Here is a 24111-nt window from a genome sequence, read left to right as displayed (position 1 = left end):
CCGGGCACAACCAGACCAACGTCCATGACCCCTGACCCTGACGCTGACACCCCGGTCAAGAGCCGCATGTCGACCGTCGACCACATCATGAGGAGCCGCCTGATGTCCGACTTCGTGCCTGGACTCGAAGGAGTCATCGCGTTCGAGACGGAGATCGCCGAACCCGACAAGGAAGGCGGCGCGCTCCGCTACCGAGGCGTCGACATCGAGGACCTGGTCGGCCAGGTCTCCTTCGGGAACGTGTGGGGCCTGCTGGTCGACGGGGCGTTCGACCCGGGCCTGCCGCCCGCCGAGCCGTTCCCGATCCCGGTCCACTCCGGCGACATCCGGGTCGACGTCCAGTCCGCGCTGGCCATGCTGGCCCCCGTCTGGGGCCTGAAGCCGCTGCTGGACATCGACGCCGAGCAGGCCCGCGAGGACCTCGCGCGCGCCGCCGTGATGGCCCTGTCCTACGTGGCCCAGTCGGCGCGCGGCCAGGGGCTGCCGATGGTCCCGCAGAAGGAGATCGACAAGGCGGAGACCGTCGTCGAGCGCTTCATGCGGCGCTGGCGCGGGGAGCCCGACCCCAAGCACGTGGCCGCCGTGGACGCGTACTGGACCTCGGCCGCCGAGCACGGCATGAACGCCTCCACCTTCACCGCCCGCGTCATCGCCTCCACCGGCGCCGACGTGGCCGCCGCTCTCTCCGGCGCGGTCGGCGCGATGTCCGGCCCGCTGCACGGCGGCGCGCCCTCCCGGGTGCTGGGCATGATCGAGGAGATCGAGCGCACCGGGGACGCGGTCGCTTACGTCAAGCAGGCGCTGGACCGCGGCGAGCGGCTGATGGGCTTCGGCCACCGCGTCTACCGCGCCGAGGACCCGCGCGCCCGGGTGCTGCGGCGCACCGCCCGCGAGCTGGGCGCGCCGCGCTTCGAGATCGCCGAGGCGCTGGAGAAGGCCGCGCTGGAGGAGCTGCACAACCGCCGCCCGGACCGGGTGCTGGCCACCAACGTGGAGTTCTGGGCGGCCATCGTGCTGGACTTCGCCGAGGTCCCGGCGCACATGTTCACCTCGATGTTCACCTGCGCCCGGACGGCCGGGTGGAGCGCGCACATCCTCGAGCAGAAGCGCACCGGACGGCTGGTCCGCCCGTCGGCCCGCTACACGGGCCCGGGCTCGCGTGCGCTGGCGGAGATCCCGGGCTACGGCGGTATCACCGGCTGACGCCGGCCCACCGGCCCCGCCCGCTGCCCGGCGCGCACCGGCGCACCGAACAGCCCGGTAGCCCGGTAGCCCGTCCCAATCCCTGGATCCCCCTGTCCCGGCTCTCTCCCGGGGCAGGGGGATTCACCCGTTCAGGGCGTCGTCCACGAGGCGGGCCCACTGCTCGACGATGCGGTCCCGGCGGGCCCGGTCGTCGGTGAGCAGGTTGGCCAGCCCGAGGCCCCGGCCCAGGTCCAGCAGCCCCTGCACCGTCTCCCGGACACCCGGCACGCTCTCGTCGGCGTCCAGCAGCCGCACCGCCATCCGGTGGGTCTCCCGGCCGACCCGGGCCTCCAGATCGACGACCCGCCGCCCCAGCTGCGGCTCGTTGGACGCCGCGACCCACAGCTGGAGGGCGGCGCGGAACAGCGGCCCGGTGTAGAGGTCGACCAGCTCCGCCACGATGGTCCGGACGCGGGCGGACGAGCCGGCCGGTGGCAGGTCCCGGGCCAGGGCCCGCAGCGCCGCCGAACGCTGCTCCGCGACGTGCTCGACGGCCGCGGTGAACAGGTCCTCCCGGGTGGGGAAGTGGTGCTGGGCGGCGCCGCGCGACACCCCGGCCCGCTCGGCGACCACCGACACCGTGGACCCGGCCCAGCCGTGCTCCGCCAGGCACTCCACCGCGGCGGACAGCAGCCGCTGCCGGGTGGCGCGGCTGCGGTCCTGCTTGGGCCAGGCCGCGCCCCGCCCGTCCATCCCGGCGCCCCGCCCGTCCATCCCGGCCGCACGCCCGTCCATCCCGGCGGCACGCCCGTCCACCCCGGCCGCGCCGAGGGGCCGCGGCGCCGGGCCCGCGCCGCCGGGCCGCCGGGACGTGCCCGGGCCCTGCTCCGGCACCGGCAACGGCGCGGGCCGGTGCACCGCGCCCGCGTCCGGGAAGTTCACCGCGCCCATGCCGGGTCCCTCCGCTCCAGGAAGGCCGTCATGCCCTCGCGCGCCTCGGCCGACCCGAACAGCCGCTCCGACTGCTCGGCGAGCCGGTCGGCGTCCCGGTCGAAGGCCCGCAGCACCTCCGCGGTGACCAGCCGCTTGGACTCGGCCAGGCCCTGCGGGGAGCCGCGCCGCAGGCCGTCCAGGATCGGGTCCAGCGCCTGGTCCACGCCGTCCTCCCCGGCCGCCAGGGTGACCAGCCCGATACGGGCCGCCTCCGCCGCGTCGAACCGCTCACCGGTGAGGTAGTAGCGGGCCGCCGCGCGCGGGTCGAGGCGCGGCAGCAGCGGCAGCGAGATCACCGCCGGGGCCAGTCCGAGCCGGGCCTCGGTGAAGGCGAAGCTCGCGTCCGGACCCGCCACCGATATGTCGCAGGCGCCGAGCAGCCCGAGCCCGCCGGCCCGGACGTGCCCGGTGACCCGGGCGACCACCGGAACCGGCAGCTCCACGATCGCGCGGAGCAGCGCCACCAGGTCGCGCGGGCCCGAGGGGCGGGCCTCGCGCAGGTCCGCCCCGGCGCAGAAGGTGGTGCCGGTGTGCGTGAGCAGCACGGCCCGGGTGCCCGGGTCCGCGGCGGCCCGGTCCAGCGCGGCGTGCACCTCACCGACCAGGGCGGTGGAGAGCGCGTTGCGGTTGTGCGGCGAGTCGAGGGTGAGCACGGTGATGCCCTCCCGCCGCTCGCCGTGCACCAGCGGCCCGTGGTTGGCGTTGTTCATGGGGATGACGGACTCCCTTCCCTGGCGCGCAGTTCGCGCCTGAGGATCTTGCCGGCGGCGGTACGCGGCACGGTCGAGAGGAACTCCACCCGGCGCACCTTCTTGTACGGGGCCACCTGTCCGGCAACGTAACGGATCACCTCGTCCTCGGTGAGGCTCGCCCCCGCGCGCAGGACGACGAACGCCTTGGGGATCTCGTTGCCCCGCTCGTCCACGACCCCGATCACCGCCGCGTCGGCCACCGCCTCATGGGTGAGCAGCACGGCCTCCAGGTCGGCGGGGGCGACCTGGTAGCCCTTGTATTTGATCAGCTCCTTCATCCGGTCCACCACGAAGACCCAGCCGTCGGCGTCGATCCGCCCGATGTCGCCGGTGTGCAGCCAGCCGTCCGGGTCGATCATCGCGTCGGTCTCGGCGGGCCGTCCCAGATAACCCTTCATCACCTGCGGCCCGCGCAGCCAGATCTCGCCCTCCTCCCCGGCCGGCAGGTCGGGTCGCCCGTCGCCGAGCCCCACCACCCGCATCTCGGTGCCGGGCATCAGTTTGCCGACCGTGCCCGGCGGCACGTCCTTGGCGTACCGGGGCACGACGTGCGAGCCCGGCGACAGCTCCGTCATCCCGTACGCCTGGAGCAGCGGCGGGATGCCCAGCCGGTGCTCGCAGGCCACCGCCAGCTCCGCGTCCAGCGGTGCCGCGGCGCTCAGCACATAGCGCAGCGAGGACAGGTCGTACCCCGCCACCGCCGGGTCCTTGGCCAGCGCCAGCACGATCGGGGGCGCCACGAAGAGCGCGGTCACCCGGTGCCGCTCGATCGCCGCCAGCATCCGTATCAGGTCGTAGCGGGGCATGACGACGACCGGGACGCCGTGCCGCAGCGGCTCGTTCATCAGCACGGTGAGGCCGTAGATGTGGAAGAACGGCAGCACCGCCAGCACCCGGTCGTCCGGCTCGGCCGGCACCAGCGAGCCCTGCTGCACCAGGTTGGTCGCGATGCTGCGGTGGGTGAGCATCACCCCCTTCGGGCTGCCGGTGGTGCCCGAGGAGTACGGCAGCACCGCCACGTCCGACCCGGGGTCGAACTCCACCTCCGGCTCCGGGCCGGTGCACTCCAGCATGGAGCGCACCGACCGGTGCCCCGGCGCCTGGTCGCAGACGAAGACCTCGCGCACCCCGCCGGCCAGTTCGGCGGCGTGCCGGGCGACCTCCAGCAGCGCGGAGACGGTGACGATCCAGGCCGCCCGGGAGTCCCGCAGCTGCTTGGCGAACTCCTCGGCGGTGGCCAGCGGATGGACCGTGGTCACCGACGCGCCGGCGCGGGTGGCGCCGTAGAAGACCTGCGGATACGCCAGGCTGTTCGGGCTGTGCAGGGCCAGTACGTCGCCCTTGCGCAGCCCCGCCTCGGCGAGCGCGGCGGCGATGCGGCGGGTGGCGTGGTCGAGCTGGGCGTAGCTGACGACGGTGCCGTCGATTCCGTCGATGAGGGCGGGCCGGTCGCCGTACTCGGCGGCGCGGCCGAGCACGGCGTCGTGGATGGGCAGGTCGACGGGCGGGACATCGGGGTACTCGCTGCGGAACACCATGGCGACTCCTCCGGTCAATCCGTTAAGGCCATGCGGGACCGGACGCGCGTGCCGCCGACTGGCCGCCGACCGCCTCCGGCCCACCCGCCCCAGCGTGGCCGGATCAGTACGACTTGGGGAGACCCAGGGTCTGATGAGAGACAAAGTTGAGGATCATCTCGCGGCTGACCGGCGCGATCCGCGCCACCCGGGCCCCGGTGACCAGCGAGGCCAGGCCGAACTCGGCGGTCAGGCCGTTGCCGCCCAGGGTGTGCACGGCCGTGTCGACCGCCTTGACGGCCGCCTCGCCTGCCGCGTATTTCGCCATATTGGCCGCCTCGCCGGCGCCCATGTCGTCGCCCTCGTCATAGAGGTGGGCCGCCTTCGCCATCATCAGCCTGGCCAGTTCCAGCTCGATATGGGCCTGGGCCAGGGGGTGCGCGATGGCTTGATGGGCGCCGATCGGCTCCTTCCACACCTGGCGGGTCCGGGCGTACTCCACCGCCTGGCCCAGCGCGTAACGGCCCATGCCGATCGCGAACGCGGCCGTCATGATGCGTTCGGGGTTGAGCCCGGCGAACAGCTGGAGCAGCCCGGCGTCCTCCTGCCCGACCAGCGCGTGGGCGGGCAGCCGCACCTCCTCCAGCACCAGTTCGAACTGCTTCTCCGGGGCGTGCAGCTCCATCGGGATCCGGTGGTACGAGAAGCCGGGGGTCTCGCGCTCCACGATGAACAGGCACGGCTTGAGCTTGCCGGTGCGGGCGTCCTCGGTGCGGCCGACGACGAGGGTCGCGTCGGCCGCGTCCACGCCGGAGATGAAGACCTTGCGGCCGGTGAGCAGCCAGTCGGCGCCGGGGCCGGTTCCGTCGCGGCGGGCGGTGGTGGTGATGCGGTGGGAGTTGGAGCCGGCGTCCGGCTCGGTGATGCCGAAGGCCATGCGGAGCGTGCCGTCGGCGAGGCCCGGGAGCCAGCGCCGCTTCTGCTCCTCGGTGCCGAAGCGGGCGATGACGGTGCCGCAGATGGCGGGCGAGACGACCAGGAGCAGCAGCGGGCAGCCGGCCGCGCCCAGCTCCTCCAGGACGATGGACAGCTCGGCTATGCCGCCGCCTCCGCCGCCGTACGCCTCGGGGAGGTTGACCCCGAGGTAGCCGAGCTTGCCGGCCTCCGACCACAGTTCGTCGGCCTGCTTGCCGTCACGGGTGACGGCGGTGAAGTACGCGCGGCCGTAGCGCTTGCCGAGGGCGGCGACGGCTTCGCGGAGCGCCTGGTGTTCCGGGGTCTCGATGGGGAGGGGCATCTGGACTCCTTCGGATGCGGGCGTGCGGGGGTGGAAATCAGTCGGTATCCGGGGTGACGACGGCGAGGAGGGTGCCGGGTTCGACCTGCCGGCCGGGGGTCGCGTGGAGGGCGGTGAGGGTGCCGTCGGCCGGGGCGGTGATCTTGTGCTCCATCTTCATCGCCTCCAGCCAGAGCAGCGCCTGGCCCTGGCGGACCCGGCTGCCCTGGTCGAGGCCGTCGGCGAGGCGGACCACGGTGCCGGGCATGGGGGCCAGCAGGGAACCGGGGGCGGTGGCCGACCCGGGTTCGGGGAAGCGCGGCAGCGCGGTGAAGGTGTGGGCCCCGGTGGGGGTGTCCACATGGACGCGGCTGCCGTACCGGGTCACCTCGTACCGCCGGGCCACCCCGTCCGCCTCCAGCGTCACCTGATGGGGGCTGACGGCCACGACCCGCACACCCGAACCGCAGGTCGGCACCGGGCCCCGCCGGGTGACGTGGTAGCCGATCTCATGGACGGCCCCGTCCGGTTCCGACCGGTAGGACTTGGTCTGCGGCTGGGACGGGACGTTCCGCCAGCCGCCGAGCCGCGCCGCCGAGCCGCCGGCACCGGCATGAGCCGCCGCCTCCGCCAGCCCCGCCGCGAGTGCCGCCAGCCGGGCGGCACCGCCGTCCGAGACCGTCAACTCGGCCAGCTTCCGCTCATAGAAACCGGTGTCCATCTCACCGGCCACAAAATCCGGGTGGCGCAGCGAGCGGACGAGCAGCTCCCGGTTGGTGACCGGCCCGTGGACATGGGCCCGCTCCAGCGCCCGGGCGAGCACCCGGACCGCTTCGGCGCGGGTCGGCGCCCAGGCGATGACCTTGGCCAGCATCGGGTCGTAGTACGGGCCGATCTCGTCCCCGTCCTCGTATCCGGCGTCGATCCGCAACCGAGGCCGGCCCGCGGCCGGGTACGGACGCGTGACGGGGCCGCAGGGGTAGGGTCCTGGACGCTTCCGTGTATTTGTGGCGCTAACTGCGTTCACTTCACGATCCAGGGTGCCTGCGCCGTAAACATACGGTCCAGGGTCCTGCCCCGGAGGCCCCGGCACAGCCACCCGCACCCGCTCCGCCGCAAAGCCCGGCCCCGGCACAGCCCCCGGCACAAGCAGCCGTTCCAACACCCCCGTCTGCGGACGCCACTCCGCCGCCGGGTCCTCCGCGTACAGCCGGGCCTCCACCGCATGGCCGCCGGGCTCCGGAGGGCCGGTGTCCGGCAGCGGTTCGCCCTGCGCCACCCGGATTTGGAGGGCGACCAGGTCCAGCCCGTGGACCTCCTCGGTCACCGGGTGCTCGACCTGGAGCCGGGTGTTCATCTCCAGGAAGTACGCCCGGCCTCCGGCGACCAGGAACTCCACCGTGCCCGCGCCCTCGTACCCCACCGCCCGGGCCGCCGCGATCGCCGACTCCCGCAGGGTTTCCCGGAGTCCGGCGCTCAACCCGGGCGCCGGGGCCTCCTCGATCACCTTCTGGTGGCGGCGCTGGAGCGAGCAGTCGCGCGTGCCCAGCGCCCACACCGTCCCGTGCCGGTCCGCGAGGATCTGCACCTCGACATGGCGGCCCCGCTCGACATACGGCTCCACGAAGACCTCGCCGTCACCGAAGGCGGCCGCCGCCTCCGACCGGGCAGAGGCCAGTTCGGCGGGGAGCGCGGCGAGATCGCGGACCACCCGCATGCCCCGGCCACCCCCGCCCGAGGCCGCCTTCACCAGCAGCGGCAGGTCGGCGTCGGTGGCCTCGGCCGGGTCTATGGGGTCGAGCAGCGGGACGCCGGCGGCGGCCATCAGGGTCTTGGCGCGGGTCTTGGAGGCCATCGCCTCGATCGCGCCGGGCGGCGGCCCGATCCAGGTCAGCCCCGCGTCCCGCACCGCGCGTGCGAACTCCGCGCTCTCGGAGAGGAAGCCGTACCCGGGATGGACCGCGTCCGCGCCCGCGGCCAGCGCGGCCTTCACGATCAGGTCGCCGCGCAGATACGTGTCGGCCGGCGCGGTGCCGGGCAACCGCACCGCCGCGTCGGCCTCGCGCACATGCGGGGCGGCCGCGTCCGCGTCGGAGTGGACGGCGACGGTGGCCAGCCCCAGGGCACGGCAGGTGCGGAAGATCCGGCGGGCGATCTCACCACGGTTGGCGACCAGAACCGAATCGATCGAAGCGGTCACGGAAACGTCCACAAACCCACACCCCTCACCTGTCATCCCTCGCCCCACACCCCTCACCTGCCATCCCTCGCCCCACACCCCTCACATCCGGAAGACCCCGAAGCCACCCCGCGCGCCCTCGATCGGCGCGGTGTGGAGGGCGGACAGGCACAGCCCGAGCACCGTCCGGGTGTCCCGGGGGTCGATGACCCCGTCGTCGTAGAGCCGCCCGGACAGGAACAGCGGCAGCGACTCGGACTCGATCTGCTGCTCCACCATGGCGCGCAGCGCGGCGTCGGCCTCGTCGTCGTACGGCTGCCCCTTGGCGGCGGCGGAGGCGCGGGCGACGATCGACAGCACCCCGGCGAGCTGCTGCGGCCCCATCACCGCGGACTTGGCGCTGGGCCAGGCGAAGAGGAAGCGCGGGTCATAGGCGCGCCCGCACATGCCGTAGTGCCCGGCTCCGTAGCTGGCGCCCATCAGCACCGAGATGTGCGGGACCCGGGAGTTGGCGACCGCGTTGATCATCATCGCGCCGTGTTTGATGATGCCGCCCTGCTCGTACTCCCTGCCGACCATGTAGCCGGTGGTGTTGTGCAGGAACAGCAGTGGGATGTCGCGCTGGTTGGCGAGCTGGATGAACTGCGCGGCCTTCTGCGACTCCGCGCTGAACAGCACCCCCTGCGCGTTGGCGAGGAGACCGACCGGGTAGCCGTGCAGGGTGGCCCAGCCGGTGACCAGGCTCGGCCCGTAGAGCGGCTTGAACTCGTCGAAGTCGGAGCCGTCGACGATCCGGGCGATGACCTCGCGCGGATCGAAGGGGATCTTGAGGTCGCCGGGGACGATGCCGAGCAGTTCGTCCTCGTCGTACTTCGGGGGCCGGACGAGGGAGGCGCCCGGATCGGGTTGGGCCTTGCGCCAGTTGAGGCGGGCGATCACCCGACGGCACTGGCGCAGCGCGTCCGGTTCGTCGAGCGCGAAGTAGTCGGCGAGGCCGGAGGTGCGCGCGTGCATCCCGGCGCCGCCGAGGGACTCGTCGTCGCTCTCCTCCCCGGTGGCCATCTTGACCAGCGGCGGACCGCCGAGGAAGACCTTGGAGCGCCCCTTGACCATGATCACGTGATCCGACATCCCGGGGATGTACGCGCCTCCGGCGGTGGAGTTGCCGAAGACCACGGCGACGGTCGGGATACCGGCGGCCGAGAGCCGGGTCAGGTCGCGGAAGAGCGCGCCGCCCGGGATGAAGATCTCCTTCTGGCTGGGCAGATCGGCGCCGCCGGACTCCACCAGGCTGACCACCGGGAGGCGGTTGGCGTACGCGATCTCGTTGGCGCGCAGCGCCTTCTTCAGCGTCCAGGGGTTGCTGGCACCGCCGCGCACCGTGGGGTCGCTGGCGGTGATCAGGCACTCGACGCCTTCGATCACGCCGATGCCGGTGACGAGCGAGGCGCCGACCGCGTAGTCACTGCCCCAGGCGGCGAGCGGGGACAGCTCCAGGAAGGGGGTGTCGGGGTCCAGCAGGAGTTCGATCCGGGCCCGGGCGAGGAGCTTGCCCCGCCGCTGGTGGCGCGCCACGTACTTCTCGCCGCCCCCGGCGAGCGCCTTGGCGTGCTCGGCCTCGATCTCGGCGAGTCTGGCGAGCATCGTGGCCCGGTTCTCGGCGTACTCCGGGCCCGACGGATCGAGCGCGGAGGGGAGCACGGTCACTGTGCCTCCTCGCTCGCTTCTCCGCCCGCGCGGCGCAGAGGCGCCACCATCTCCCCCAGCCTCCGGCCGGGGGTGCCCCCAGTCATCTGCGGCCCGGCGGCCGCGCGCGCGTCGCTCACAAGTAGCACCTCCGGTATGTCCAGGTGGCGGGAGCGCAGCCATTCGCCGACGGCTTTGGCCTGGGGGTCGAAGCGGGCCTGGGCGGCGACGCCCGCGCCGAGCAGCCCGTCGACAGTGAAATTGAGGGCACGCAGGCGGGGCAGGACGTGCCGTTCGACGGGGAACGCGGCGGTCTCCGGGAGCAGTTCGCGGAAGCGGTCGACGGTCAGGGTGTGGGCCAGCCAGCGCCAGGCGTCGTCGGTACGGACCCAGACGCCCACGTTCGCCATGCCACCCTTGTCGCCGCTGCGCGCCCCCGCCACCAGCCCCAGCGGCGCCCGGCGCACGGGCCCGCGCGGCAGCGGGTCGGGCAGCGGCGGGTCGGGCAACAGCGGTTCCGGCAGCAGCCGGTCCGGCGGGCGTGAGTGTTGGGGATCAGCGGGGGCCGGAGGGATGGCCTGCCGGGTGCCGTCAGGCAGCACCGCGATGTGCGGGACGTCCCGGGCGTCGACCGCCACCGCCTCGAAGACCCCGTACGGGTCGCCCCTGCCGGGTGGCGCGGTGAGGTGGAAGCCCGGGTATCCGGCGAGCCCCAGCTCGACGGCGGCACCACTGACCGCCCGGCCGACCGCCTCCGCGTCCTGGTCGCGTACGACCAGCCGCAGCAGGGCGCTCGCCTCCTCCTGCGCCTCGGCGTCGGCCCGGTCGGTACGGGCCAGGGTCCAGCGGACCTCGGCGGGGCGGCGCTCCACCCTGGCCAGCGCGGCCTCCATCTGCTCCCGCACCAGCGCGGCCTTGGCGTCGATGTCCAGTCCGGTCAGTACGAAGGTGACCTCGTTGCGCCAGCCGCCGATCCGGGTGAGGCCGACCTTGAGGGTGGGCGGGGGGGCCTCGCCGCGGACCGGGTCGATCCGTACCCGGTCCGGGCCGTCCTGGCGCAGCCGGACGGTGTCGAGCCGGGCGGTGACGTCCGGGCCGAGGTAGCGGGCGCCCGCGGTCTCGTAGAGGAGCTGGGCGGTGACGGTGCCGGTGGTGACGGCGCCGCCGGTGCCGGGGTGCTTGGTGATCACCGCGGAGCCGTCGGCGTGGATCTCGGCGAGCGGGAAGCCGGGGTGGCGGACGTCGTGCTCCCGGAAGAAGGCGTAGTTGCCGCCGGTGGCCTGGGCGCCGCACTCCAGCACATGGCCCGCCACCACCGCACCGGCCAGGGCGTCCCAGTCGTCGGCGGCCCAGCCGAAGTGGGCGGCGGCCGGGCCGCTGACCAGTGCCGCGTCGGTGACCCGGCCGGTGACGACGACGTCCGCCCCGGCGCGCAGGCAGGCGGCGATCCCGGCGCCGCCGAGGTAGGCGTTGGCGGTGAGCACGTCGGTGCCCCATCCGGCGCGCCCGGCACGGTCGCGCAGGTCGTCGCCCTCCACATGGGCGACGCGCACCGCGAGGCCGAGCCGGTCGGCCAGCTCCCGGATGGCGTCGGCCAGACCGGCGGGGTTGAGCCCGCCCGCGTTGGTGACGATCCGCACGCCGCGTTCGACGGCGAGCCCCAGCCCCTCTTCGAGCTGGCTCACAAAGGTCTTCGCGTAACCGCGCCCGGGGGACTTCAGCTGGTCCCGGCCCAGGATGAGCATGGTGAGCTCGGCGAGGTAGTCGCCGGTCAGCACGGACAGCGGTCCGCCGGTGAGCATCTCGCAGAGCGCGTCGAAGCGGTCTCCGTAGAAGCCGGAGGCATTGCCGATCCGCAGCGGCCCGGGCCCGCTCATCGAGCACCCCCGACGGGCGGGGCGGGCCTGGTGCGGGGCCGGCCCGGGCCCGGGGGGCCGGCGAACGCCTGGGCGATGTCCAGCCAGCGGTCGGCGTCCGGCCCTTCGGCGCGGACCGCGAGGTCCGCGCGGTGGGCGCGCTGGGTGACCAGCAGGCAGAAGTCCAGCGCCGGACCGGTCACCAGCGGGGCGTCCTTGGGCCCGTACGTCCACAGGGTGCCGTCCGGGGCGGTGAGTTCGACACGGAACTCCCCGGCTGGGGGCTCCAGCCCGCGCACCGCGAAGGCGTAGTCACGTGCCCGGACGCCGATCCGGGCGACATGCCGCAGCCGGGCGGTGGGCGCGCGCCGTACGCCGAGGGTGTCGGCGATGTCCTGGCCGTGCGCCCAGGTCTCCATCAGCCGGGCGGTGGCCATCGAGGCCACGCTCATCGGCGGCCCGTACCAGGGGAGTCGGCTGCCCGGTGGTTGCGCGTCGAGTGCCCGCTCCAGCGCGGCCCGGCCGGCGCGCCAGCGGTGCAGCAGCGTGGCGGGCGGTTGCCGCGCGCCCGCCGCCGCGCCCTCGTCGACGAAACTCTCCGGCGCGGCCGCCGCCCGCCGCGCCTCCCGGGCGAATCCCGCCGGATCGGTGGCCGCCAGCAGGGCCTGCTCGTCGGTCCAGGCCAGGTGCGCGATCTGATGGGCGATCGACCACCCCGGCGCCGGCGTGGGCAGGGACCAGCCGGAGTCGCCGAGCGTGGCGACCATGGCGTCCAACTCCTCTGACTCGGCACGCAGATCGGCGAGCACGACTGCCGGATCGGACACGGTGGTCTCCCCTCGTCGGGCCCGAGCGTGGCAGCGCCCGCAAAAACAATCAAGCGCGATTGCATGATTTTGAGCCAAGCGAGGACACGTTTGCGAGACTCGCACGGAAGAACCGTATTGCCAGATTTTTCACTTCTAAGGTGATTGCCAGCACTTGTCGGTTCTCCTCGACCCACAAAGGATCTGCCTCATGCGTCTCCACCACGCCCTGGCCGTCCCGGCCGCGGCCTTCGCCCTCGCCCTGTCGATGCCCGGCGCCGCCTCCGCGGCCGGCGGCGACTTCACCTACCGCTACCAGAACGACGACGGGGAAATGAGCCAAGCAGCGCTGATGAACCCTCAGAGCGGGGTGTGCCTGAACCTGCCGGAGGTCCGTGATCCGGCGGACGCCCCACCCGCGGAAGCCCCGGTCAACCACACCGACCGCGCGGCGACGGTCTTCTCCGAGCCGGGCTGCCAGGGCCACCACCACACCATCGAACCCGGCGCGCAGCCCGGCAAGGAACAGCCGAAGGTGCGGTCGGTGATGTTCTCCGACACCGCGCCCAAGGAGCAGGAAAGCGTGACGCGAAGAGCCATGGCGGCCGCCGAGATCACCGAGATGTGACAGGCCACCACCCCCGCGGGCTCCCGGCATCGCGCCGGGGGCCCGTCACCCCCTCGCAAGTCCGACGGAATGCCTGACGAAAGGCCCGACGGAAGGCCCGACGAAAGCCCCGGCGACGGACCCCGAAACGGCCAAGCACGATTGCATGACTATTTGAGCCGAGCGAGCGCATGTCCATGGACTCGCGCAGAAGAACTGCATTGTCAGTTTTGTTCACTTCTAAGGTGATCATCACTACTCGTCGGTTCTTCCTAGGGAAAAAGGATCAGCCTCATGCGTCTCAGCCACGTCATGGCCGTCTCCGCCGCAGCCCTCACGCTCGCCCTCTCGGCACCCGGAACCGCCTCCGCGGCCACCGGCGACTTCTCCTACCGCTACCAGACCGAGGACGGCGCACGCTACGCGATGCTGGTGAGCCCGCAGAGCGGCGTGTGTATCACGCTTCCGGAGGTCGACGACTCGCAGGCCACCGACCCGGCCGACACCCCCGTCAACCGCACCGACCGCGCCGCGATGGTCTTCACCGAGCCGGGCTGCCAGGGCCACTCCTACACCCTCCAACCGGGCGGGCCGGGCGGCAGTGACCGGCTGAAGGTGCGCTCGGTGCTGTTCTCCGACGCCGGCCCCGGAGGCACCGGCGTGGCGCCCGGCGCGGTCACCGCGCCCGACGTCGTCGGCGTCTGACGTGCCGTCACCTCGAACCTGAAGCCCGGGACACCCACGTCCTGAGCGTCGCGCGAACGGGCGGGGCGGGCCCGAAGGAAAGGGCCCGCCCCATCGCCGTCCCGCCGCTAGAGCCCCTCCGCCAGGAGCTCCGCGAGATGCCGGGCCCGGTGGCCCGCGTCACCGCCCAGCTGCCGGAGCTGCGTACGGCAGGAGAAGCCGTCCGCCAGGATCTCCGCGTCCGGCGGGGCGCTGCGGACCGCGGGCAGCAGCTGCTCCTCGGCGCAGGCAACGGACACCTCGTAGTGGCCCCGCTCGAAGCCGAAGTTCCCGGCGAGACCGCAGCAGCCGCCGCTCAACTCGCCGGTGAGTCCGGCCCGTTCCCGCAGCCTGCGCTCCGCCTCGTCGCCGAGCACCGCGTGCTGGTGGCAGTGCGTCTGGCCGGCCACCGGCCGGTCCAGCCGGGGCGGCCGCCACTGCGGCGCGTACTCCTCCAGGGCCTGCGCGAAGGTGCGCGTCGAGGCGGCGAGCCGGGCGGCGCGCCCCTCACCGGCCAGCAGCTCCGGCAGGTCGGTGCGGAGCGCGGCGGTGCAGCTCGGTTCGAGCCCGACCACCGGCAGCCCGGCGTCCAGGGCCGGCGCCATCACCTCAAGGGTGCGTCGCATCACGGTGCGCGCGCGGTCGAGCTGCCCGGTGGAGACGAGGGTCAGCCCACAGCACACCGGCGCGGGCGGCAGCACGACCCGCAGCCCGGCCGCCTCCAGCACGGCGATAGCGGAGCGGCCCGCCCGCGGGGAGAGGTGGTTGGTGAAGGTGTCGGGCCACACCACCACCGTGCGCGCCGCGCCGGACGGACCGGGGGTGGCCGCGGCCTGGCGGAGACGCTCGCGCCACCAGCGGGTGAGGGGCTGACGGGCCAGCCGCGGGATGTCGCGCTCCGGGGCGATGCCGCCCAGCCGCTTCGCCACCGCCGCCAGCGGCGGGACCCCGGCCACGCCGTTGACCAGCGGCGCGGCGCGCAGCGCGGCGGCGGCCCGCAGCCAGGCCGGCAGCCGGCCCATGGTGTGGTGCGCCGCCGGACGTGGCCGGTCGCGGTAGTAGTGATGCAGGAACTCCGCCTTGTAGGTGGCCATGTCGACGTCCACCGGGCAGTCGCTGCGGCAGCCCTTGCAGGACAGGCACAGGTCGAGTGCCTCGCGCACCTCCTCGGACCGCCAGCCGTCGGTGACCACCTCGCCCGCCAGCATCTCGTGCAGCAACCGGGCCCTGCCGCGCGTGGAGTGCCGCTCCTCGCCAGTGACCCGGTAAGAGGGGCACATCACGTCCGCGCCCGCGACCGTGTCGGTACGGCACTTGGCGACGCCCACGCAGCGCCGCACCGCCGCCGAGAAGTCCCCGCCGTCCCGCGGATAGCCGAAGGCGACGTCCACCGGGCGCCTGGGCAGCACCGCGAAGCGCAGGTTCTCATCCAGCGGGCGGGGCCGGACCAGAACGCCGGGGTTGAGGCCGTCCGCCGGGTCCCACACCTCCTTGACCTGCTCGAACAGCCGGACCATCTCCGCCCCGTACATCCGCGGCAGCAGTTCGGCGCGCGCCAGCCCGTCGCCGTGCTCCCCGGAGAGCGAGCCGCCGTGCGCCACGACCAGCTCGGCCAGGTCGGTGGAGAAGGCGCGGAACCGGCCGACCCCCTCCGCGCCGAGGAGGTCGAAGTCGATGCGGACATGGATGCAGCCGTCGCCGAAATGGCCGTACGGAGTGCCGTGCAGCCCGTGCTGGGCCAGCAGCGCGCGGAAGTCCCGCAGATAGCCGCCGAGCCGGGCGGGCGGCACCGCGCAGTCCTCCCACCCGGGCCAGGCTTCCGCGCCCCGGGCCGTGCGGGTCGCGGTGCCGGCGGCGTCCTCGCGGATCCGCCACAGCGCGCGCTGCCGCGCCGGATCGGTGACGACGAGGTGGCCGCCGCCGCGCCCGGGGCGGGCCGCGGTGCCGGCCGCACCGGCCCTGACCAGTTCCTCGGCGCGGGCCCGCGCCTCGGCCGGGCTGTCGCCGCCGACCTCCACGAACAGCCAGGCGTCGCCCTCCGGCAGCCCCGCCACGCCCGGCACCAGGTCGGCCGCCATGCCCTCCACGGTCAGCGGGGCGTACGGCAGCAGGGTGGGAGCGGCGTCGGCGGCCGCGGTCTCGTCGGAGTAGCCGAGCACCACCAGCGCCCGCGCCCGCGGCGCCTCCACCAGCCGCACTTCGGCCTCGGTGAGCACCCCGAGGGTGCCCTCGCTGCCGGTGAACGCGCGCGCCACATCGCGGTCCCGCTCCGGGAGCAGGGCGTCCAGCGCGTAACCGGAGATCCGGCGCGGCAGTTCGGGGAATCCGGTGCGCAGCAGCGCCAGATGGCCGTCGGTCAGGGCGCGCAGGCCGTCCCGCAGCCGGGGCGGCAGCGCGTCCAGGGAACCCGGTCCCCGGCCGAGGCGCATCCGCTCGCCGCCGTAACTCAGCACCTCCAGGGCGTGCACGTTGTCGGCGGTGGTGCCCCAGGCCACCGAGTGGGAGCCGCAGGCGTTGTTGCCGATCATCCCGCCGAGCGTGCAGCGGCTGTGCGTGGACGGGTCGGGTCCGAAGGTCAGGCCGTAGGCGCCCGCCGCGGACCGCAGGGTGTCCAGCACCAGACCGGGCTGGACGAGGGCGGTCCGGGTGCCGGGGTCGAGGGCGAGCACCCGGTTCATGTGCCGGGTGAAGTCCAGGACGACGCCGACCCCGGTGGCCTGCCCGGCGATCGAGGTCCCGCCGCCGCGCGGCACCACCGGCACGCCGTGCTCCCGGCAGACGGCCAGCGCCGCCGCGACGTCCTCGGCGTCCCGGGGCGCGACCACACCGGCCGGCACCCGGCGGTAGTTGGACGCGTCCATGGTCATCAGCGCCCGGTCGGCGGCGGCGAAGGAGACCTCACCCCGCACCGCCCGGCGCAGGTCCCGCTCCAGCCGACGGTCACTCCGGCTGTCTTTCCTGTGCTCTGCCATGACTCCAGCGTGCCCGGCGTGGCCCCCGGTCACCGATCACCGATCACCCGCCGGCCGGGGTGTCTTGGCGCCGCGCCGCGCCCTGCCGGGCGGGTCCGGGCGCGGCGGGGGCACGGCCGCAGGCCGGTGGGGTGCGTTCCGGTCGGGCCGGCCCCGGACACACCTGTCTCAGCGGCTGGACGCTCCGCAAGCCCTCCAGGTGCGCGGACTAGGCTGCGCCTGTGGCTGAGATCCAGATTCCCGCTGACATCAAGCCCGCCGACGGTCGATTCGGCTCGGGTCCCTCCAAGGTGCGCACCGAGGCGCTCGGCGCCCTGGCCGCCACCGGCGCCTCCCTGCTCGGCACGTCGCACCGCCAGGCCCCGGTCAAGAACCTGGTCGGCAAGGTGCGGGAGGGAGTGAGCCGACTCCTCTCGCTCCCCGAGGGCTACGAGGTGGTGCTCGGCAACGGCGGCTCCACCGCCTTCTGGGACGTGGCGACCCACGGCCTGATCGAGAACAAGTCGCAGCACCTGTCCTTCGGCGAGTTCTCCTCGAAGTTCGCCAAGGCTGCCAAGCTCGCCCCGTGGCTGGCGGAGCCGACCGTCATCTCCTCCGAGCCGGGCACCCACCCGGAGCCGCAGGCCGAGGCGGGTGTGGACGTCTACGCCCTCACCCACAACGAGACCTCGACCGGTGTCGCGGCGCCGCTGAAGCGGGTGGCCGGCGCCGACGCCGGTTCGCTGGTGCTGGTGGACGCCACCTCCGGTGCGGGCGGTATGCCGGTCGACATCGCGGAGACCGACGTCTACTACTTCGCACCGCAGAAGTCCTTCGCCGCCGACGGCGGACTGTGGCTGGCGGCCTTCTCGCCCGCCGCCCTGGAGCGCGCGGAGCGGATCCACGCCTCCGGCCGGCACATCCCGGAGTTCTTCTCGCTGCCCACCGCGATCGACAACTCGCGGAAGAACCAGACCTACAACACCCCGGCGCTGGCCACCCTCTTCCTGCTCAACGAGCAGCTGGAGTGGATCAACAGCCAGGGCGGCCTGGACTGGGCGGTGCGGCGCACCGCGACCTCCGCCCGCACGCTCTACGGCTGGGCCGAGGAGTCCAAGTACGCCACCCCGTTCGTCGCCGACCCGGCCAAGCGGTCACTGGTCGTCGGCACGATCGACTTCAGCGACGACATCGACGCCGCCGCGATCGCCAAGGCGCTGCGGGCCAACGGCATCGTGGACACCGAGCCGTACCGCAAGCTGGGCCGCAACCAGCTGCGCGTGGCGATGTTCCCCGCCATCGACCCGGCGGACGTCGAGGCGCTCACCGCCTGCGTGGACTACGTCGTCGAGCGGCTCTAGTCCCCCGCGGAACCTCCGGCCGGGCCGGCACGCGCAGGCGTGCCGGCCCGCCTCGGCTTCCACCACCCCGGCACCTCTGGTGGAAGCCCGTTTTATGTGCATCCATGGATATATGAGCAGTGCCGAGACTCCCAGCCCGTCCCCCTCGCCGCCCTCCGCCGCCTCCCCGTCCATCAGCCGCTTCAGCAAGCAGTACACCGTCCTGCTCACCACCTATAAGCGGGACGGCACACCGGTGGGCACCCCGGTCAACATCGCGGTCGAGGGCGACCACGCCTACATCCGCACCTTCGGCAAGGCATGGAAGGCCAAGCGGATGCGGAACAACCCGGTCGTGGAGATCGCGCCCTGCACGCTGAAGGGCAAGCCGACCGGGGCGGCGCAGCGGGCCCGTACGCATCTGCTGGCGCGAGGCAGCGGCGAGGACAGGCACGCGGCGCGGCTGCTCACCCGCAAGTACCCGGTGCTGCACGGCGTGGTCGTCCCGCTCGCGCACAAGGCCAAGCGGGACCGGACGCTGCACTACGAGGTGCGGCTGGTCAGCGAGGACGAACGCTTCGTCGAGGGCGGCGGCACGGCCAGCGGCCCCGGCCCGGGCTGAGCGGTGCCAGGCACCCCTGAGCGGCGGCCCCGGCCCGGGTTGAGCCCTGCCTAGCCCCGGCCCCGCCTTCTGCTGAGGCCGAGGACGGCCGCCAGACCGGCCACCCCCGCCACCACCAGTACCGTGGTGGCGCTGAGCCCGTCATCGTCCCCGCTGTCCGCGCCGTCCGCCCGGTCCTCGGGGGCTGTGCCGGAGTGAGCGCCGGGGCTCTTGGCGTCGTCCCGCCGCTGCCGCGCGGCCGTCGCGTCCGGCAGCAGCTCGCCGTCCAGCCGCACCGCGGTGACCTGGCTCGGGCGCTTCTCGGTGCCGTACATCAGGGTCCCGCCGTCCGGTGTGAACGTGACCGACTCGCCCTGGCGCTGGAAGGGGAGACTCGGCGCGTCGTCCAGCTCCTTGCCCAGCCCCTTCGCGCCCCAGCGGTATTCGGCGACCGAGAAGTAGCCGCGCAGCACCAGCCGGCTGGCGTCCGGGGCGAAGGCCCCGTCGGTGACCTCCATGTCGAGGTCGGCGACGCGCGTGAAGGTGTTCACTCCGTTGGCGGAGAGCTGGGCGGGGCCGGCGTAGAGCCCGGGGTCCTCGGTGCTCTTGCTGGCGATGTAGACCCGGCCGGTGCGCGGATGCACCATCATCGCCTCGGCGTTGCGCGGCCCGCCCTGGTACCTGACGGTGAACTGGGTGGCGTCGACCGTCATGTCCCGCAGCTGCTTCGGCTCCGGGAAGCGGTAGATCCACACCTCGGACCACTTGCCGCCCAGGTTGTCGCCGATGTCCCCGACGTAGACCGCGCCGTCCGGCCCGACCGAGATCGCCTCCACATCGCGCGGGCTGCCGATGCCGCGCAGGGAGACGGTGGCGAGGGTGCGGCCCGTCTTCCCGTCCACGGCGTAGACGTACGGGCCGTCGTCGCTGTCGTTGTGCGTCCAGTAGACGCCGGGGTGGGCCCGGCTGGCGGCGAGGCCGCTGGACTCGGTGATCCGCGAGTCCTGGATGGTGAAGGAGGATGGACCGTCGTCGCCATCGGCCGCGACGGCCGGCGCGGCGGCGGGCAGCGCGATCAGCGCGGCGGCACCGAGCACACACAGAAGTGAACGCATGGGCCAAGCCTGCCATATCGACGAGTACAGGCAATCGCCGGATTAGTTGAGCTAATCCCGGGATTATTTGGTGAAAATTATTCGGGCAATGAAGGCAAAGTGGATAACGTCGTTGCGAGAATTCCGCGGCCCCCTCTACGGTTTTGGCCCATGAGCAACTACAACCAAACCTCTTACCCGCAGGGCGCCCCGGCCGGCGCGGCGGGTGGCGTCGACAAGATGTCGATCATTGCGATCGTCGGCGCGATCCTGGCGGTCATCAGCCCGTTCATCAACTGGGTGAACCCCAACGAGGATGGCACCTCCGGCGGCATCAAGGGCAAGGAGGGCACCGACGCGTGGATTCTCCTGGCCGCCGCCCTCATAGCGGCAGCGCTCTTCGTCGGCGCCATCGCCCTCAAGAAGGCCCAGCTCAACCTCGGCGGCGTGGGTCTGTCCGTGGTGGCTCTCGGTATCGCCCTGTGGAACCTCTTCGACCCGGACCGGCTGGGCGCGGCGTGGCTCAAGGACCAGCCGATCGCCAAGGGTGCCTCCGACTCGGATATCGAGAAGGCCGTCGACGGCAGGTTCGACGCGGGAGCGGGCATCTACCTGGCCCTGGTCGGGGCAGCGGTGGCCGTGGTCTGCGGCTTCCTGGCGCACAAGAACTCCCGCGCCCAGCGTTAATCTCGAATTAAAACTGAACGACACCTTCCGGAATCCGGTAGTTCGCATTCTTCGCCTCACCAACGGCCAAGAATACGGGCTACCGGATTTCTGGCTTTTCCGTCCCTTTCATCCACCAGGGTCGGATGTGCGCCAGGTCACTCGCACCCCGCGTACCTACCGTCAAGTACGCCCGGGCATACTTCAGCGATGCGCATCATGTTCGTCGGTGACTCGATGACGATCGGCAGTGCCGGCGACTTCACCTGGCGCTACCGCATGTGGGAGCACCTCAACGCCACCTTCGGCGGCCCGTACGCGATCGTCGGCCCGCGCAGCGAGCTGTACGACAAGCACGCCGAGGCCCCCGTCTCGCAGGACTACGCCGACCCCCGCTTCCCCGAGCGGGCCCGCCGCCACCTCGCGGGCTGGGGCGAGGGCTGGCTGCACATGGCTCCGCTCATCGGGGACGTGATACGCACCCACCGGGCCGACACGCTGCTGATATCCCTCGGCCTGATCGACCTCGGCTTCTACACCAACGCCGAGCAGACCGCGGAGAACGTGCGCCGCTTCGTCACCGCCGCGCGCGCGGCCAACCCGGGCATCCAGGCAGTGCTGTTGCCCGTGATCCCCAATGTGCGCGCGGAAGCCGACGCCCCGTTCGCCGCCGAGGTCCACCGCTTCAACGAGCTGCTCGCCAAGACCGTCGCCGACCTCGACTCCCCCGCCTCGCCGCTGCTGCTGGCGTCCCGCCCGGCGGCGTACGACATCCATCGCGACACCTACGACGGCACGCACCCCAACGCCTCCGGTGAGCGGCGCATCGCCGGGGCGTTCGCCGACGCGATGCACCAGGCGTGGGGGCTGGGCGGACCCGCGGCGGTGTAGCGGGGCGGCTCAGGGGCTCGGAGCTCAGCGGAGGGCGGCCGCCACCGCGACGACGACGAGTATCACCAGGAAGGCGCCGCGCATGATCAGGGTTCTGGTCTTGGGATCCACCCCTTGAGGTTAGCCGGGCGGCTCACCGGCCCAGCGGCCAGCTCCCCACCGTCTCGTAACGCGGCTGCGCCCCGCGCACCCCGCCCGGCAGGTGGCTGCGCACCAGACGCAGCTCCTGCTCGGTCCAGACGGCGGTGGTGAACTCGGCGAGCGCCTCGACGAACGGGGCGAGGTCCGCGTGGCCGGTGCGGCTGCGGGCGATGGTCAGGTGCGGGGTGTACGCGCGGTGCTCCTCCATCCGGATGCCGGCCCGCCGCCCGGCGGCCGCCACGGAGTCGGCCAGCTTGGACATGGCCGCGCACTCCCCCTCGGCGCCGATCCACAGCACCCGGTGGCCGAAGCGCCCACCCGCCAGCAGCCGCAGCTCGTACGGCGGCCGACGGTGGGCGGCACGGGCGAGCCGCTCCCGGAGGTCGGGGACGACTTCCTCGGCCACCTCCCCGTAGAAGGCGAGGGTGAAGTGCCAGCCCTCCGGCCCGGTCCAGCGGAGCCGGTCGGCGCCGGGCAGCGCGCGGAGGGTGCGGACGGCGGCGGCGACATCGGCCAGGGCGTCCGGCGGCGGGAGCGTCGCGGCGAAGAGTCTCATGCGCCGAGTCTGCCTCCGCCGGGCCCGCCGGCAGCGCTAAGCAGGTCGGGCGAAGTCCACTGCGGTGACGGACTCGGCGGGGGCGGGGGTGCGGGGGACGAAGGCGATGACCTGGCGGCCCCGGCGCAGGTCGACCCGGAGGCGGAGGCCGCCGATCCGGGCCAGCACCAGGCCGATGGTGACCGCGGAGAGCGCCGAGACGACACCGCCCGCCGCGAAGCCGACGCGCGCGCCGTAGGCGTCGGTGAGCCAGCCCATCAGCGGTCCGCCGATCGGAGTGCCGCCGACGAAGACCATCATGTACAGGCTCATCACCCGCCCGCGCATCGCCGGATCCGTCGCCAGCTGGACGCTCGCGTTCGCGCTGACGTTGATGGTGAGCCCGAAGACGCCGATCGGCACCATCAGCCCGGCGAAGACCCAGAAGGCCGGTGCGGCGGCGGCCGCGATCTCCAGCACGCCGAAGAGCAGCGCCGCGCCTGCCAGCAGCCGCAGCCGCGAGCTGGTGCGCCGGGCGGCGAGCAGCGCGCCGGTGACGGAGCCGACCGCCAGCAACGTGTTGAGCAGGCCGTACGTCCCGGGGCCGGCGGCGAAGACGTCATCCGCGAAGGCGCTGAGCCAGATCGGGAAGTTGTAGCCGAAGGTGCCGATGAAGCCGACCAGCACGATGGGCCACAGCAGGTCGGGGCGGGCGGCGACGTAGGCGAGGCCCTCGCGCAGCTGCCCCTTGCCGCGCGGCGCCCGCTCGGTCCGGTGGAATTCGCTCGTCCGCATCATCAGCAGGCCGATGACCGGGGCGGCGAAGGAGAGGCCGTTGAGCAGGAAGGCCCAGCCGCTGCCGACGGCGGTGATCAGCACACCGGCGACGGCGGGGCCGACGAGGCGGGCGGACTGGAAGTTCGCGGAGTTGAGGCTGACCGCGTTCCGCAGGTCCGCCGGCCCGACCATCTCGGCGACGAAGGCCTGCCGGGCCGGGTTGTCGACGACGGTCACCATGCCGAGCAGGAAGGCGATGAGGTAGACGTGCCAGACCTGTACGTGGCCGCTGAGGGTCAGCGCGGCGAGGGCGAGACCGCAGGCGCCCAGCGCGGTCTGGGTGAGCAGCAGCAGACGGCGCTTCGGGTAGCGATCGGCGATGACGCCGCCGTACAGGCCGAAGAGCAGCATCGGCAGGAACTGCAGTGCGGTGGTGATGCCGACGGCGGTGGAGGAGCCGGTCAGGCTGAGGACGAGCCAGTCCTGGGCGATCCGGGCCATCCAGGTGCCGGTGTTGGACACCACGGCGCCGGTGGCGAAGATCCGGTAGTTGCGGATGCGCAGCGAGCTGAACATCCCGCGGCCGGCGGCCGCGTTCTCGGTGGGGTGGGTGGAGTCGGTTGCGGATTTGGGTGCGGGTGCGGAGTCTGCTCCGGGTCCCGGACTCACAGGGGTCGCCTCCTTGGCGCGTTTCCTTGGTTACAGATTCGCGAGCTTCTCCAGTACGGGTGCGGCGTCGCGCAGCAGCGCCCACTCGTCGTCGTCGAGCTGCCCGGCCAGCTCGGCCAGCCATGTGTTCCGCTTGCGGCGGCTCTCTTCGAACATGGCCTCGGCCTGCTCGGTCTTGGAGACCACCTTCTGGCGGCGGTCGTCCGGGTGCGGGTCGAGCCGGACCAGCCCCTTGGATTCCAGCAGCGCGACGATGCGGGTCATCGACGGCGGCTGGACGTGCTCCTTGCGGGCCAGCTCGCCCGGGGTGGCGGGGCCGCAGCGGCCCAGGGTGCCCAGCACGGAGAGCTCGGTGGGGCTGAGCGACTGGTCCACGCGCTGGTGCTTGAGCCTGCGGCTCAGCCGCATCACGGCGAATCGCAGCAGATCCACGGCCTCCGCGTCGGCGGTGGGGGGTGCGTCTGCCCGGTCGGCGGCGGTGACACCGTCGACGGCTCGTTCAGGAGGCTCCTGGTCGGAGGGCAGGGGCTGGGACAGTTCCGGCATAGTCCTTAGCTTAACTCATTAGCTCGGCTAATAAAAGCGAGATGTCACGGGGGTTACAAAATCACCCGAAGGAGTGAGGACGGGGCGGAAAGCAACACGTCGGAGCACCGGCGGCCGCGACCCTGACCGCATGGGATCAACTGTGCTCAGCCTCCGGATAGACGGGGAGCTGCTGGACCGCATCCGGCAGCATGCCGCCAAACGCGGAATGAGCGTCCAGGACTATGTGGTCCGGACGCTCATCCGCGATGACTTCGACGAACGCTTCAAGACGTCCGTCGACGAGACCGAGCGGTTCTACCGCGAGGCCATGTGAGCCG

21 protein-coding genes are annotated in these 24111 nt (G+C 73.0%); 8 read left to right on the top strand and 13 right to left on the bottom strand.

All coding sequences use genetic code 11. The features are described 5' to 3' along the window. The first annotated feature begins 102 nt into the window (after positions 1-102). The gene (locus tag AC4BDD_RS16850; protein ID WP_490686264.1) at positions 103-1203 is read left to right on the top strand and encodes a citrate synthase 2; all 1101 of its coding nucleotides are present in this window, start codon (positions 103-105) and stop codon (positions 1201-1203) included. A 123-nt stretch (positions 1204-1326) separates the two neighbouring features. On the opposite strand, the gene AC4BDD_RS16845 is transcribed toward AC4BDD_RS16850, so the two are convergent. The 8 genes from AC4BDD_RS16845 to AC4BDD_RS16810 form a co-directional block, all read right to left on the bottom strand. Then, the gene (locus AC4BDD_RS16845; protein ID WP_490691802.1) at positions 1327-1938 is read right to left on the bottom strand and encodes a TetR/AcrR family transcriptional regulator; all 612 of its coding nucleotides are present in this window, start codon (positions 1936-1938) and stop codon (positions 1327-1329) included. A gap of 185 nt (positions 1939-2123) precedes the next feature. Beyond that, positions 2124-2888, bottom strand: coding sequence for an enoyl-CoA hydratase family protein (locus tag AC4BDD_RS16840; RefSeq protein ID WP_490686263.1), 765 nt, complete (start codon positions 2886-2888; stop codon positions 2124-2126). After that, positions 2885-4468, bottom strand: coding sequence for a 4-coumarate--CoA ligase family protein (locus AC4BDD_RS16835; protein WP_490686262.1), 1584 nt, complete (start codon positions 4466-4468; stop codon positions 2885-2887). The genes AC4BDD_RS16840 and AC4BDD_RS16835 overlap by 4 nt, the downstream gene beginning before the upstream one ends. A gap of 103 nt (positions 4469-4571) precedes the next feature. Further along, complete coding sequence (locus AC4BDD_RS16830) at positions 4572-5744, bottom strand: acyl-CoA dehydrogenase family protein (protein ID WP_490686261.1); 1173 nt, start codon at positions 5742-5744, stop codon at positions 4572-4574. A gap of 37 nt (positions 5745-5781) precedes the next feature. Further along, the gene (locus tag AC4BDD_RS16825) at positions 5782-7959 is read right to left on the bottom strand and encodes an acetyl/propionyl/methylcrotonyl-CoA carboxylase subunit alpha (protein WP_490686260.1); all 2178 of its coding nucleotides are present in this window, start codon (positions 7957-7959) and stop codon (positions 5782-5784) included. A 45-nt stretch (positions 7960-8004) separates the two neighbouring features. Beyond that, entirely contained in the window at positions 8005-9609 is a 1605-nt protein-coding gene (locus AC4BDD_RS16820; RefSeq protein WP_490686259.1) for an acyl-CoA carboxylase subunit beta, read from the bottom strand. After that, complete coding sequence (locus AC4BDD_RS16815) at positions 9606-11465, bottom strand: acyclic terpene utilization AtuA family protein (protein WP_490686258.1); 1860 nt, start codon at positions 11463-11465, stop codon at positions 9606-9608. The genes AC4BDD_RS16820 and AC4BDD_RS16815 overlap by 4 nt, the downstream gene beginning before the upstream one ends. Then, positions 11462-12271, bottom strand: coding sequence for a TIGR03084 family metal-binding protein (locus tag AC4BDD_RS16810; protein WP_490686257.1), 810 nt, complete (start codon positions 12269-12271; stop codon positions 11462-11464). Before AC4BDD_RS16810 ends, AC4BDD_RS16815 begins: the two co-directional genes overlap by 4 nt. A 190-nt stretch (positions 12272-12461) precedes the next feature. Between AC4BDD_RS16810 and AC4BDD_RS16805 the strand changes: the two genes are divergently transcribed. Both AC4BDD_RS16805 and AC4BDD_RS16800 read left to right on the top strand, forming a co-directional pair. After that, entirely contained in the window at positions 12462-12878 is a 417-nt protein-coding gene (locus AC4BDD_RS16805) for a hypothetical protein (RefSeq protein WP_490686256.1), read from the top strand. 273 nt (positions 12879-13151) lie between these two features. Beyond that, a complete protein-coding gene (locus AC4BDD_RS16800) occupies positions 13152-13562 on the top strand; it encodes a hypothetical protein (protein WP_490686255.1) in 411 nt (136 codons plus the stop codon). A gap of 107 nt (positions 13563-13669) precedes the next feature. Here the strand turns inward: AC4BDD_RS16800 and AC4BDD_RS16795 are convergent, their stop codons facing one another. Beyond that, a complete protein-coding gene (locus tag AC4BDD_RS16795; protein WP_490686254.1) occupies positions 13670-16552 on the bottom strand; it encodes an FAD-binding and (Fe-S)-binding domain-containing protein in 2883 nt (960 codons plus the stop codon). Positions 16553-16773: 221 nt separating this feature from the next. Between AC4BDD_RS16795 and serC the strand changes: the two genes are divergently transcribed. Both serC and AC4BDD_RS16785 read left to right on the top strand, forming a co-directional pair. Then, a complete protein-coding gene (gene serC / locus AC4BDD_RS16790) occupies positions 16774-17892 on the top strand; it encodes a phosphoserine transaminase (RefSeq protein ID WP_490686253.1) in 1119 nt (372 codons plus the stop codon). Between the two features lie 112 nt (positions 17893-18004). Beyond that, entirely contained in the window at positions 18005-18493 is a 489-nt protein-coding gene (locus AC4BDD_RS16785) for a PPOX class F420-dependent oxidoreductase (RefSeq protein WP_490686252.1), read from the top strand. A 50-nt stretch (positions 18494-18543) separates the two neighbouring features. Here AC4BDD_RS16785 and AC4BDD_RS16780 read toward each other — a convergent pair whose 3' ends face one another. Further along, positions 18544-19587 (bottom strand): SdiA-regulated/phytase-like domain-containing protein, encoded by a 1044-nt coding sequence (locus AC4BDD_RS16780; protein ID WP_490686251.1) that lies wholly within the window; start codon positions 19585-19587, stop codon positions 18544-18546. Between the two features lie 150 nt (positions 19588-19737). On the opposite strand from AC4BDD_RS16780, the gene AC4BDD_RS16775 reads away from it, so the two are divergent. Continuing rightward, the gene (locus tag AC4BDD_RS16775) at positions 19738-20253 is read left to right on the top strand and encodes a hypothetical protein (protein WP_490686250.1); all 516 of its coding nucleotides are present in this window, start codon (positions 19738-19740) and stop codon (positions 20251-20253) included. 189 nt (positions 20254-20442) lie between these two features. Beyond that, on the top strand, positions 20443-21123 hold the full coding sequence (locus AC4BDD_RS16770) for a GDSL-type esterase/lipase family protein (protein WP_490686249.1): 681 nt from the start codon (positions 20443-20445) through the stop codon (positions 21121-21123). 133 nt (positions 21124-21256) lie between these two features. On the opposite strand, the gene thpR is transcribed toward AC4BDD_RS16770, so the two are convergent. Genes thpR through AC4BDD_RS16755 form a run of 3 tightly spaced genes read right to left on the bottom strand, consistent with a single transcriptional unit; the run spans position 21257 to position 23791 of the window. Then, positions 21257-21820, bottom strand: coding sequence for an RNA 2',3'-cyclic phosphodiesterase (gene thpR / locus AC4BDD_RS16765; RefSeq protein ID WP_490686248.1), 564 nt, complete (start codon positions 21818-21820; stop codon positions 21257-21259). A 36-nt stretch (positions 21821-21856) separates the two neighbouring features. After that, the gene (locus tag AC4BDD_RS16760) at positions 21857-23245 is read right to left on the bottom strand and encodes an MFS transporter (RefSeq protein WP_490686247.1); all 1389 of its coding nucleotides are present in this window, start codon (positions 23243-23245) and stop codon (positions 21857-21859) included. Positions 23246-23275: 30 nt separating this feature from the next. Continuing rightward, positions 23276-23791 (bottom strand): MarR family winged helix-turn-helix transcriptional regulator, encoded by a 516-nt coding sequence (locus AC4BDD_RS16755; protein ID WP_490686246.1) that lies wholly within the window; start codon positions 23789-23791, stop codon positions 23276-23278. 130 nt (positions 23792-23921) lie between these two features. Here AC4BDD_RS16755 and AC4BDD_RS16750 point away from each other — a divergent pair, with 130 nt between their 5' ends. Beyond that, positions 23922-24107: a ribbon-helix-helix protein, CopG family gene (locus tag AC4BDD_RS16750; RefSeq protein WP_490686245.1), complete on the top strand. Its 186-nt coding sequence runs from the start codon at positions 23922-23924 to the stop codon at positions 24105-24107. The last annotated feature ends 4 nt before the right edge of the window (positions 24108-24111 follow it).

It is taken from the genome of Streptomyces sp. JLBT605 (assembly GCF_058215555.1).
Note: the sequence above shows the minus strand (reverse complement) of the source record. Positions and strands in the feature narration are given on the sequence as shown.

Coding starts and splice junctions, on each gene's coding strand:
- AC4BDD_RS16805 (WP_490686256.1), top strand. CDS start 12,462: ATGCGTCTCCACCACGCCCTGGCCGTCCCGGCCGCGGCCTTCGCCCTC.
- AC4BDD_RS16770 (WP_490686249.1), top strand. CDS start 20,443: ATGCGCATCATGTTCGTCGGTGACTCGATGACGATCGGCAGTGCCGGC.
- AC4BDD_RS16780 (WP_490686251.1), bottom strand. CDS start 19,587: ATGCGTTCACTTCTGTGTGTGCTCGGTGCCGCCGCGCTGATCGCGCTG.
- AC4BDD_RS16750 (WP_490686245.1), top strand. CDS start 23,922: ATGGGATCAACTGTGCTCAGCCTCCGGATAGACGGGGAGCTGCTGGAC.
- AC4BDD_RS16755 (WP_490686246.1), bottom strand. CDS start 23,791: ATGCCGGAACTGTCCCAGCCCCTGCCCTCCGACCAGGAGCCTCCTGAA.
- thpR (WP_490686248.1), bottom strand. CDS start 21,820: ATGAGACTCTTCGCCGCGACGCTCCCGCCGCCGGACGCCCTGGCCGAT.
- AC4BDD_RS16825 (WP_490686260.1), bottom strand. CDS start 7,959: ATGACAGGTGAGGGGTGTGGGTTTGTGGACGTTTCCGTGACCGCTTCG.
- AC4BDD_RS16850 (WP_490686264.1), top strand. CDS start 103: ATGTCCGACTTCGTGCCTGGACTCGAAGGAGTCATCGCGTTCGAGACG.
- AC4BDD_RS16845 (WP_490691802.1), bottom strand. CDS start 1,938: ATGGACGGGCGGGGCGCGGCCTGGCCCAAGCAGGACCGCAGCCGCGCC.
- AC4BDD_RS16785 (WP_490686252.1), top strand. CDS start 18,005: ATGAGCAGTGCCGAGACTCCCAGCCCGTCCCCCTCGCCGCCCTCCGCC.
- AC4BDD_RS16815 (WP_490686258.1), bottom strand. CDS start 11,465: ATGAGCGGGCCCGGGCCGCTGCGGATCGGCAATGCCTCCGGCTTCTAC.
- AC4BDD_RS16830 (WP_490686261.1), bottom strand. CDS start 5,744: ATGCCCCTCCCCATCGAGACCCCGGAACACCAGGCGCTCCGCGAAGCC.
- AC4BDD_RS16775 (WP_490686250.1), top strand. CDS start 19,738: ATGAGCAACTACAACCAAACCTCTTACCCGCAGGGCGCCCCGGCCGGC.
- AC4BDD_RS16840 (WP_490686263.1), bottom strand. CDS start 2,888: ATGAACAACGCCAACCACGGGCCGCTGGTGCACGGCGAGCGGCGGGAG.
- AC4BDD_RS16795 (WP_490686254.1), bottom strand. CDS start 16,552: ATGGCAGAGCACAGGAAAGACAGCCGGAGTGACCGTCGGCTGGAGCGG.
- AC4BDD_RS16800 (WP_490686255.1), top strand. CDS start 13,152: ATGCGTCTCAGCCACGTCATGGCCGTCTCCGCCGCAGCCCTCACGCTC.
- AC4BDD_RS16835 (WP_490686262.1), bottom strand. CDS start 4,468: ATGGTGTTCCGCAGCGAGTACCCCGATGTCCCGCCCGTCGACCTGCCC.